This is a genomic window from Devosia sp. Z6_126, assembly GCF_058133495.1.
The window spans coordinates 1-9,123 of record NZ_JBYUNO010000010.1; the positions used below are offsets into that span (position 1 = coordinate 1).

Below are 9,123 nucleotides of genomic sequence, written 5' to 3' on the forward strand. Positions count from 1 at the left end.
CCCTGGGAGAATGGCTATTGCGAGAGCTTCAATGCCAGACTGCGTGATGAACTGCTCGATGGCGAAATCTTCTACACCCTCAAGGAGGCACAGATCGTCATCGAACAATGGCGGCACCACTACAATACCACCCGACCCCATTCATCGCTCGGCTATAAGCCGCCGGCACCAGAGGCCATCTCATGGCCCCCTAGCCAGAGTGGATCAACACCTCCGACGCTGGCATCAAGCCCAATTATGCACTAACAATAATCCCGGACCGCCAATGCGGTGCAGACCAGAAAGCTAACCGCAGCGAAGGAAACTCTCTGTATTTCCTTGACCCTGACGGTCACAAACTGGAGCTGCATGTGGGCACACTAGAAACGCGGCTTTCCCATTATCAGCAACGGCCCCATCCAAGCCGCATCATCTATGACTGAAGCTCCGTCCATTATTCCATAATGGACATTATCCCTTGCTCTACGGCAGCTTTCGGGATTGCTGACAGTATTCTCAGATGGCGGCAAAGGGGGGCGGAAGGAGCCGTGCTGGTATAATCCATAGACCAAGGGCATCCGAGCATGAAAATACCGGGTGATGGCCGTCGCACGCCTCACAGATAGACCGTCCCTCACGATGATGTAATAGGGTGCGATGGCCTCAACTTTGTCGCCGGAAGCACGAAGGTCCCGTCCTCGAAGCCCCTGGCCAGCCGTTCCCTGATCAATTTCGAACTGATCCCGTCGTGCACCACCCAGAACCCCCGCACCTGATGGTCCTCGACCTACCCGTCGGCGCCGACATCGGACGAAGCTGTTCATCTGACCGGCATCACTCGGGGGTGTCGTTCCACCCTGGGTAATCGTACTTGCCGGCGCCCATGATCTCAGCGCCGACCCCCGTATCGTGCTGGCGGACAAAGGGAGAATTTTCGATGTCGCTCGATGGCTTCTGGGCGGGCGAGGGTCTCAGTCGCGATGACCCGTTCGGCTACCCCGGCGAACGGCTGCATGAATGGATGTTCGATACGCGATGGTGGCATGAGAGGAGCGGGGTATTGGTGGCACGAGCGGCGTCGACGACACCACCATAGGGCAGACCTCTCTGGGATTTTAATCAAGCAAGGGTGACGGAACAGCCGGCTCACCCGCTTCATTCAGGCAGAACATTGTACCTAACAGGCACCGCTTGCCCGAGGGCTGACGGCCCTGGCTGTCGGAGAGGATTGGACCATGAAGCAAAGATCGCTAGCGACTGCCCTGAGTGGTGTCGTGCTGATCGCCGCGTCGGGAGCCGCGCTTGCGGCACCGGCCGTAACGATTTCGACGGCCACCCTCCGGACCGGGCCGGGCTTGGACTATGCCCCGATTGGCGAGTTGGAAGCGGGTGATAGCGTCGACGTTGACGGTTGTCGCCGCGGTTAGTGTTACGTTGAGGGGGCCCTCGGAGCGGGCTGGCTGCCGGGGAGCGATCTGGCCGAACCGATCCGCCCTACGCTGCCCTCGCCTGTATTCAGTTTTGATTATGGCCCGCCGGACTGGGCCCCACCCCCGCCGCCTCCGGGACCTCCGCCTCACCGCCGCCCCCCGGCTGACGCTCCGGACGCACCCTCCGGCGGAGCTGGATCGCCGCCTAACCAGGGGCCGCCGCCGGCGCCGCGACCGAATCCGTCCACAGGAGCGGGACCATCTCCCAACTCTAGCCCGGTATCCCCGCCTCCGCCCGCAGGGGCCGCACCGGAGTCACCGCCTAACCAGGCACCAGCAGCCGATCCGCCGTCCGCTCCGCCTGGAGCAGGATCTCCGGCGGACCAAGGGCCGGCATCGCAACCCTCTCCCGGTTCTTCTACAGGAGCCGGCCAGAACCATCCGACTGGAGAGGCACCCGGCTCGCCGCCTGCTCCACCCTCAACGGGATCAGGACACGGTTCTGCCCCTCCCCCTCTCCTGCCGGGTGCCGGCTCTAAGCCCGCCGGCAAGTGATCGGACCTCCGCGGCAACCGGGTGGCGGTTGTCGCGGGTCCCGCCTGCCGATCGAAGCGGATGTTCCATTCGGTGAAATTTGGACGCGACCAAGATGAGATATTATTGCGCCTTAAGCAGCATTACCGGACTGGCAAAAAGCGGTGTGCACGCCGAACCAGCTCCGAGACACTTGCCGGCGCCGAGGGATAGTTGTCCAGATCGCCAAGGATGCGGCGGCTGATGGTGGCCGCGCGACATCCAAGCCTGGCAGATGCTTCGCAACGACGGATTTCGCGACGACGGGAAGTACTACGAAGAGCAAGTGGAAATTCACTCGCGCCAACCATGCCAAGCACTCCCGCTCGGCCCTGCCATGGCTTTAGTCGTACCCGGATCTCCTAACGGCAGCCACTTCGCCTGGTTTCCTCTCGACCACTCTTAACTCGCCGTGACAGGTACCCGTGTGTTCAGTTTCTGAGGACACCTGACAGGGTCACGGACGAAAGCGCGGCCGAGGCGCAGGCCGCAACGATAAACAAGCCTGGATAGCTGATTTCTGCAATGACGGGGTAGGTGATGAGTGGAGACAGAAACTGCCCGAGAAAAATGCCCGCGGTCATTATCCCTGCGGCCGTGCCTCGCCGCGACGCTGGCACGAGTCCCATGGCGGTCGTCATGAAGTTTGGCATGACCAGTCCCACTCCCACCCCAATTGTAGCGGAACCGAGATATATTAAAGGCTCAATTGACACGTTGGCGAGGGTGGCAAAGCCGCAAGCCATGACCAGATATCCGATCGTGGAGACGCCCGTTGTTCCGAGGCGCATGCGTACTGAGCCGAACGCCAGCGCCAGTATGCCAGCGCTCAAGGTGACGGCCCCCAAAGCTTGGCCGGCCACTGCTGGATTAGAGAACCCCCGAGCGATCAGCGCATACGGCAGCTGGGTTGGCACGATATAGAACAAGGTGAAAGTGGAGGCCGCCAGGATGGCAAGTGCGGCAAGCCTGGCGCTCCAGTTGGCAGGCACTTCAATCGCGTCACCCGGAGATGGGCGTGACGTGTTGCGGCCAGGCTCCTTGATGAAGGCCCACATCAGCGGCAAATACGCGATCGCTAGTCCATAAATAATGAAGGGGAACCTAGGCGACAGCGCCGCGATCCACCCCGCTACAGCAACGTACAGAAACCCGGAAAAATTAGTGGCGGCGAGCTGGTAACCCATAAACCGGGCGCGGTCTTGGCCGGAAAAATAGTGCCCTACAAGGGTAGTCAGAGACGTCATCGTACATGCAATGGCTACCCCCAAGAGCAACCGGCTAAGCAGAATTGCCTCAAGAGTGTCCAGCCAGTATCCGGCTGTACCCGCCACTCCAAAGAGCAGCACGCCCAGGAGCAACAACTTTCGCACGCCGACACGATCTGCTGCGAGCCCCGCAAACGGCGCGAGTACAGCCACTGCAAGTGAAGGAGCGGTGACCAACAAGCGGGTGAGAATGGCGGCGTTCGGGTTCTGCCTGAAAACGGCCTCAAGTCCCGGAAGGGCCGGACTGATCGTCGCGTTGGACATGACAGTCAAGGTGGCGGCAAGCAGGAGGGCACAAACTCGCCGGTCTTTAAGCAGCGCTGACATTTTCGCTCCACAACCATGATTGTTGGCAGCACCAACAAACACCACGATTGTTGGCGCTGTCAACGGTTTGTGGTAAGAATTCCGCTCTGGTTCACCTCTCTGGTTTTTGGATATGAATGGAACAACGTCCGGCACCGACCCAGCCCCCCGCCTGCTCAATCTAACGACCCGGCTGCTTGGGCAAGTCGCCGGCATAGTCGGCGGTATCAGCGCCGAAGCACTCGCTAAAGCGGGTGGGCATCGCTACGGCTTCGCCGTCCTCGCTACGCTGCAAGAGTTCGGAGTTCTCTCACAAGCGGATTTATGCCGGCGCACCAATATCGATCGTAGCGACATGACTTCAGCCATAAACGGGCTCGAAGCAGCGGGTCATGTGCGGCGTTGCCGAGATGCGCAGAACCGGCGGCAAAATCTAGTGAGTATCACCCCCTCCGGCGAGACGCAGCTGACGTCGCTTACTTCCGTGCTGGATCTTGCTCAGCAAGATGCCCTGGCTCCGCTCAGCGCCAATGAGCGTTCCGACCTGCGTGTTTTACTGCAGAAGCTCTACTTTTATCACTCTGCGGATCGGCAAAATCAATCGATACGGCTGAATTCCGAGGGAGAATAATCCAGCTCGTTTTCCCTGTCCCGTCAGCAAACGAAGCCGACTGGTTCCGAGCCGCAGCGAGATGAAGTTTGCTCGTGCCGGGTCGACGGCAAACCACGGCCGAAGAGATCGATCCGTTAGCCTGGCAAGGCCCACTGCGGCGCCACGTACTTTACGAACTTGGAAGGTCAGGTTTTAGGAGAGCCAGAAGCGCGGCAAGGTAACCGGGAAGGGATAGGTTGGCCGGCTTACTGTTCGCCGCCGTGCATGGACCGGGCAAGACGTTGACCCTAGCTTCGACTGCGTCATGGCGCGCACGGTCAGCTCACGACACGGATAGTCGTTCATCAGGCAAGAGGAGGGCAAAATGCTCAGACGCACTTTCCTTTCACGGTCGGCCGGCGTAGGTACAGCTCATTGCCGTGCCGACACGAGCCCGACCTCGACCAGCCGCACAAGGGGTGACCAGATCCTGGCAAATGGACGCTACTCCTCCGGGGGGCTGCAATTGCCGGTGGTACAGGATCTCCCCAATCATGCAGCCGGACGAGGTAGGGCTCCAGGGAATGCCCAGTGCGCTTAGTTCGTATTCGACCGGGGAGGAGCTTCGGCGAAGACGGTCCTTGGCGACTACTCCGTCCGCCTCCAACTCTCGCAGCTGCAGCGTCAGCATCCATCGTCATGCATGAACCCGCATCCCTGCCCTTCTGCCTGGCTTGCGGGCCGTCGGCTTTTCGGCAAAGGCCGTGCCGGATATTATTCCTGCCTCGACACTGGAGGACGCACTGCTGAAAGCGTGAGCTATCTGATTCTGACTAGTGAAATATTGGCCAAATTTCGGGCGTTCAGAACAAGATCGTCGTTCGCAGCAGGCTTGCCGATCCAAAGCCCAGCCTCAAAAACCGTGCCTTTATGCTCTGACATTTCCGCATGAGCAGAATGCACGATAAAGGGAATTTTGCGTTCAGTAAGCGTCGCGGCCGTCTTGACGCAAACCCCATCTGCCAGAGATATGTCGATAACGGCTACATGGGGCGAGTTGGTCTCAAGCCACTCATCGGCCTGAACGCAATGGGTGAACATCACCACGTTGAAACCGGCAGCACGCAATGTGAATTCCATATCTAAAGCAATAAATGCTTCATCTTCCAGCAGCAGGGCAAGGGGGGAGGCGGTCTGTTCCATGCCCCCATCAGGCACGATTTTTGCCGGTTGAAACTAACATATTACAGTCGATTACTAATTTAGTCCGACGAACGGCAGGGGTTAAGCGGCCGTTCTGAAATCCTTAGTCCAGACCGAGTGACTCTCGCTGGTTTAAGTAGGCGGGGTCGAACTCCGCTATGTCCTTTAGACGGTCCCAGTCCAGAATAGATAGTTTTCCCTTCCGGAGGTCGGCAAGTCCTTCAGCACGGAGCTTCATCAGTGTACGGTTGACGTGGACCGAGGTAACCCCAAGCGCCTCCCCGAGCTGCATTTGAGTAAGGGGAAAGGTGCAGGAATTGTTCTTTGTCAGCCCCACTGCGCCCATGCGAACGTAAATCTCGCACAGGAGGTGTGCGAACTTTCCAAGGGCCTCGTGTCCACCCAACACTTTCACCCAAGTGCGGGCGTGGGCCGCATCTGTCAAACTCTCACGCCAAAAAAGTGCCACCAATCGAGGGGCCCTGCGAAGAACATTGAGCATGTCACGGTGGGCGATTAGAGCGACACTGCTTGGTCCTATTGATGCGAGAGTGTGGTCCATGATTTTAAGGTGGAGGCCCTGCAGGTCCGGTATGTCGCCTGGGACATGTATCGAGAGGGTCTGCCGCTCACCGCCGCTCAGTATGCTGTACCGATGCAGAAACCCCTCAACCACCACGCAACAATGGGAGGGGTCGTCGCCTTCTCGCGCGATCACATCGCCAGTCTTGAGTCGTTTGCCGGTAAGAGGCATGGCCTCAATGCTTTGCCGCTCTTCCGGATAAAGGCGACCGAGGCTTTCGAGCTTTCGGAGCAGTGGCGTTGTTAAGTTCGTCATGAGCCCTTGTTGCATCAAGCTTCTAGCGGAGCAACACTTCTGCCGCATCTCACTTCGAAGGCGGCGGCCGCGCGACAAATCCGAAAACCCCCGGTCCGTTCGGCAACCTTCTACTCGCTCGAGCCGGACCAATCATCGCCCCGCGGCCACTGTCGCCAGCACTTGCAGCAGCGGTCTTGGTCTTCTGCCCAGTGACTCCCTTCCCTTCCAGCTAATTATTGTACATCAGGTGCCGGTGACGGCTCCAGGTCCGATGGCTGACTCCCGTTCAGCACCGGAAAGAGTGCCCTGACCAAGAGCAACGGTGACGACCGCCGCAATGCCGGCTAGGACGGACACCCAAAAGGCATGTTGGGAACCATATGTGTCAACAACCCAGCCTGCTGCGAAGGATCCGAGTGCCATTCCAATTCCGATGCCGGTGGTTACCCAAGTCACCCCTTCCGTGAGCAGCGCTTCCGGGACACGCTGCTCAATTAGCGCAAACGCCGTAATGAAGGTTGGCGAAATTGCGATGCCACTAAAGAAAACTGCAGCTGCCAGCAAGGCGACTGACCCGGTGGCGAAGAGTAAGGGCACTGCAGTCACAGCAATGACAGAAACTGTGATGAGCAATTGCCGTTGCAGCGGAATATGCAGCTGGATCGCGCCAAGCACCAGCCCGAGCACGAACGAGCCTGCCGCATAGACGCCGATAACCAGGCTGGCAGCACCCGGGTCCCCGAGCTGCTCAGTCACCGCAACTGCACTGACCTCCGCCGTCGCGAAGATCGAGCCGATGAACACCATTGCCAGGGTAATCCTCTGAACTGGGCGCAAAGCGATAGCGGACCCCCGCGCCTTGTATTCCCCGCCTTTACGCACTCTCGGCTCCGTGCTGCGTTGAGCCAGAAAGGCGATAGTACCGAGCACGAATAGCATTGTGCTGACAACGAGCCCTGCTTCGGGGAAAACGGTCACGGCCAGGCCGACCGACATGGAAGCACCGGCAATGTAGATCAATTCGTCGGCCGCAGACTCGAATGCAAAGGCGGTGTTGAGTTCCGGACGATCCCGGAACAATTCCGTCCATCGCGCTCGCACCATTGCGGACAAGCTTGGCATGGTCGCCGCCAACAGCGCGAACGCGAAGAGCGACCAGGCTGGCCACTGTTGGTTGGCGGCAAGGGCAAGCCCGGCGAACGCGACGACCGACACTGCTGCAGTTGGTGCGACCACCGGCATCTGGCCGAAGCGATCAACCAGGCGAGAGAGCTGCGGAGCTACAAGGGCGTTCGCGAGCGCGAATGTCGCTGAAACCGCACCTGCAAGCCAGTATTCGCTGTGAGTCTGCGAGAGCATGGCTACAATTCCTATTGGCGCCATGGCCATCGGCAACCTGCCGACAAAGGCAGCAGCAGAGAAGGCCTTGGTTCCTGGTGCTGAAAAAATCTTTGCGTACGGGTTCGACACTTTGGTCTCCCTTGCTGAGCGCGAACGCATTACATACGATGCGTACGAGATCATTTAGGAATGATACAGCGTGTATGTCAAGAAGTTATACGCGACGTATGGAAAGGCTGCAGTGGCGGAAGTTCGTAGAGCAAAGAACGAAAAAACAAGGGCTGCCCTCATCGCTGCAGCCCGCAAAGCATTTGGCGAACAGGGATACGCGGCGGCATCCATGGATGAATTCACTGCGGCCGTAGGTTTGACTCGCGGTGCCCTCTATCATCAGTTCGGCGACAAGAAGGGGTTGTTCCGCGCTGTGGTGGAACAGATCGACAGTGAGATGGCAAACCGGCTCGCAGCTATCTCCAGGGAAGCGCCTACCCGGTGGCAGGGTCTGGTCGAAGAATGGACGGCATACATCGAAATGGCGCTGGAACCAGAGATCCAGCGCGTGATGTTTCGCGATGGCCCAGCTGTGTTGGGCGACATATCGCAATGGACAACCACCAATGGTTGCGTCATGGCACTCAAGGCCAGCTTGGATCAACTTCAAGCGAGCGGCGAGATCATCGAAGGTGACACCGAAGCCCTCGCCCGCCTGATCAATGGTGCTGCCAGTCACGCCGCCACCTGGATCGCAAGCTCCTCGGATCCGCAATCCACATCGCGCCGCGCGGTCGAGAGCTTTCGGCTTCAGCTCGCTGCTCTTCGGAAGAACTGAGCAGCCTGCCCGTCAGTCCAAAGACATTTCGGGAGAGTGCCGCACTGCCACGCGCTAGATGAAGAATGCCCATTAACGGAGATTGACGGCTTCTGGGCATTTCTCGCCAGCATCTGCATGACATTATGAACGAGTCCAAGCCAGTCTCGCCTGAGATGGCCGTTCGGCTTGGCAAGCTGTTTGGCACCGACGCCGGCATGCGGATCCGGATGCAGACGGCTTATGATACTTGGCACGCAGAGCCGAAGGTTGATGTGAGCAACATTCCCGCGCTGGAGCCGTTGAAGTCGGCCGAGATCGTCATCGCATGCGCGACATCGGCTCTTCCTCGTCCGCCCCGCTAACGAGAGTGGTGCCCAGACTCCCGTCAGGCTCGTCCACCAGAACCGACCACAACGGCACGCCAAGCATGTTCAGCACGCGGCAAAGGCGGACGGAGCTGGAATGGCGGAACTGACCCCGCATCAACCCGGAGATCTTCGGCTGGGGAATACCTGTCAGCTCGGCAGCCTCAGTGGTCTGCCCCGCATTGGCGGTCCGGGATTATTGTTAGTGCATAATTGGGCTTGATGCCACCGTGGGAGGGGTTGATCCACTCTGGGGTGGCGGCCATGAGATGGCCTCTGGTGCGGGTGGCTTATAGCCGAGCGATGAATGGGGTCGGGTGGTATTGTAGTGCTGGCGCCATTGTTCGATGACGATCTGCGCCTCCTTGAGCGTGTAGAAGATTTCGCCATCGAGCAGTTCATCACGCAGTCTGGCATTGAAGCTCTCGCAATAGC

At 59.1% G+C, this 9,123-nt stretch carries 12 protein-coding genes and 1 pseudogene; 6 read left to right on the plus strand and 7 right to left on the minus strand.

Going from position 1 to position 9,123, the window contains the following annotated elements; translation table 11 throughout:
* Both AC3YOG_RS20485 and AC3YOG_RS20490 read left to right on the plus strand, forming a co-directional pair.
* On the plus strand, positions 1–246 hold a 246-nt coding region (locus AC3YOG_RS20485; protein ID WP_489936452.1), incomplete at its 5' end, for an integrase core domain-containing protein.
* A gap of 968 nt (positions 247–1,214) precedes the next feature.
* Positions 1,215–1,406 carry an SH3 domain-containing protein gene (locus tag AC3YOG_RS20490; protein ID WP_489936453.1) on the plus strand — a complete coding sequence of 64 codons (192 nt, stop codon included), beginning with the start codon at positions 1,215–1,217 and terminating at the stop codon, positions 1,404–1,406.
* Between the two features lie 1,007 nt (positions 1,407–2,413).
* Here the strand turns inward: AC3YOG_RS20490 and AC3YOG_RS20495 are convergent.
* A complete protein-coding gene (locus tag AC3YOG_RS20495) occupies positions 2,414–3,577 on the minus strand; it encodes an MFS transporter (RefSeq protein ID WP_489936454.1) in 1,164 nt (387 codons plus the stop codon).
* A 112-nt stretch (positions 3,578–3,689) separates the two neighbouring features.
* On the opposite strand from AC3YOG_RS20495, the gene AC3YOG_RS20500 reads away from it, so the two are divergent.
* Positions 3,690–4,187 (plus strand): MarR family winged helix-turn-helix transcriptional regulator, encoded by a 498-nt coding sequence (locus tag AC3YOG_RS20500; protein WP_489936455.1) that lies wholly within the window; start codon positions 3,690–3,692, stop codon positions 4,185–4,187.
* A gap of 367 nt (positions 4,188–4,554) precedes the next feature.
* Here AC3YOG_RS20500 and AC3YOG_RS20505 read toward each other — a convergent pair whose 3' ends face one another.
* The 4 genes from AC3YOG_RS20505 to AC3YOG_RS20520 all read right to left on the minus strand — a co-directional run bounded on the left by AC3YOG_RS20505 (position 4,555) and on the right by AC3YOG_RS20520 (position 7,530).
* Positions 4,555–4,839: a winged helix-turn-helix transcriptional regulator gene (locus AC3YOG_RS20505; protein WP_489936456.1), complete on the minus strand. Its 285-nt coding sequence runs from the start codon at positions 4,837–4,839 to the stop codon at positions 4,555–4,557.
* A 128-nt stretch (positions 4,840–4,967) separates the two neighbouring features.
* Entirely contained in the window at positions 4,968–5,351 is a 384-nt protein-coding gene (locus tag AC3YOG_RS20510; protein ID WP_489936457.1) for a response regulator, read from the minus strand.
* Between the two features lie 103 nt (positions 5,352–5,454).
* Positions 5,455–6,189, minus strand: a complete 735-nt coding sequence (locus AC3YOG_RS20515) for a Crp/Fnr family transcriptional regulator (RefSeq protein WP_489936458.1) — start codon at positions 6,187–6,189, stop codon at positions 5,455–5,457.
* A gap of 225 nt (positions 6,190–6,414) precedes the next feature.
* Complete coding sequence (locus tag AC3YOG_RS20520) at positions 6,415–7,530, minus strand: MFS transporter (RefSeq protein ID WP_489936459.1); 1,116 nt, start codon at positions 7,528–7,530, stop codon at positions 6,415–6,417.
* Here AC3YOG_RS20520 and AC3YOG_RS20525 point away from each other — a divergent pair.
* The 3 genes from AC3YOG_RS20525 to AC3YOG_RS20535 all read left to right on the plus strand — a co-directional run bounded on the left by AC3YOG_RS20525 (position 7,529) and on the right by AC3YOG_RS20535 (position 8,685).
* Positions 7,529–7,699: a hypothetical protein gene (locus AC3YOG_RS20525; RefSeq protein ID WP_489936460.1), complete on the plus strand. Its 171-nt coding sequence runs from the start codon at positions 7,529–7,531 to the stop codon at positions 7,697–7,699. The genes AC3YOG_RS20520 and AC3YOG_RS20525 overlap by 2 nt on opposite strands.
* A gap of 54 nt (positions 7,700–7,753) precedes the next feature.
* Positions 7,754–8,341 (plus strand): TetR/AcrR family transcriptional regulator, encoded by a 588-nt coding sequence (locus AC3YOG_RS20530; protein ID WP_489936462.1) that lies wholly within the window; start codon positions 7,754–7,756, stop codon positions 8,339–8,341.
* A 98-nt stretch (positions 8,342–8,439) separates the two neighbouring features.
* Positions 8,440–8,685, plus strand: coding sequence for a HigA family addiction module antitoxin (locus AC3YOG_RS20535; protein WP_489936463.1), 246 nt, complete (start codon positions 8,440–8,442; stop codon positions 8,683–8,685).
* Here the strand turns inward: AC3YOG_RS20535 and AC3YOG_RS20540 are convergent.
* Both AC3YOG_RS20540 and AC3YOG_RS20545 read right to left on the minus strand, forming a co-directional pair.
* A pseudogene (locus AC3YOG_RS20540) lies at positions 8,642–8,845 on the minus strand (hypothetical protein); the annotation flags it as partial. The gene AC3YOG_RS20535 and the pseudogene AC3YOG_RS20540 overlap by 44 nt on opposite strands.
* Positions 8,846–8,890: 45 nt before the next feature.
* Positions 8,891–9,123: integrase core domain-containing protein (locus tag AC3YOG_RS20545; protein WP_489936461.1), on the minus strand; the 233-nt coding region annotated here is incomplete at its 5' end.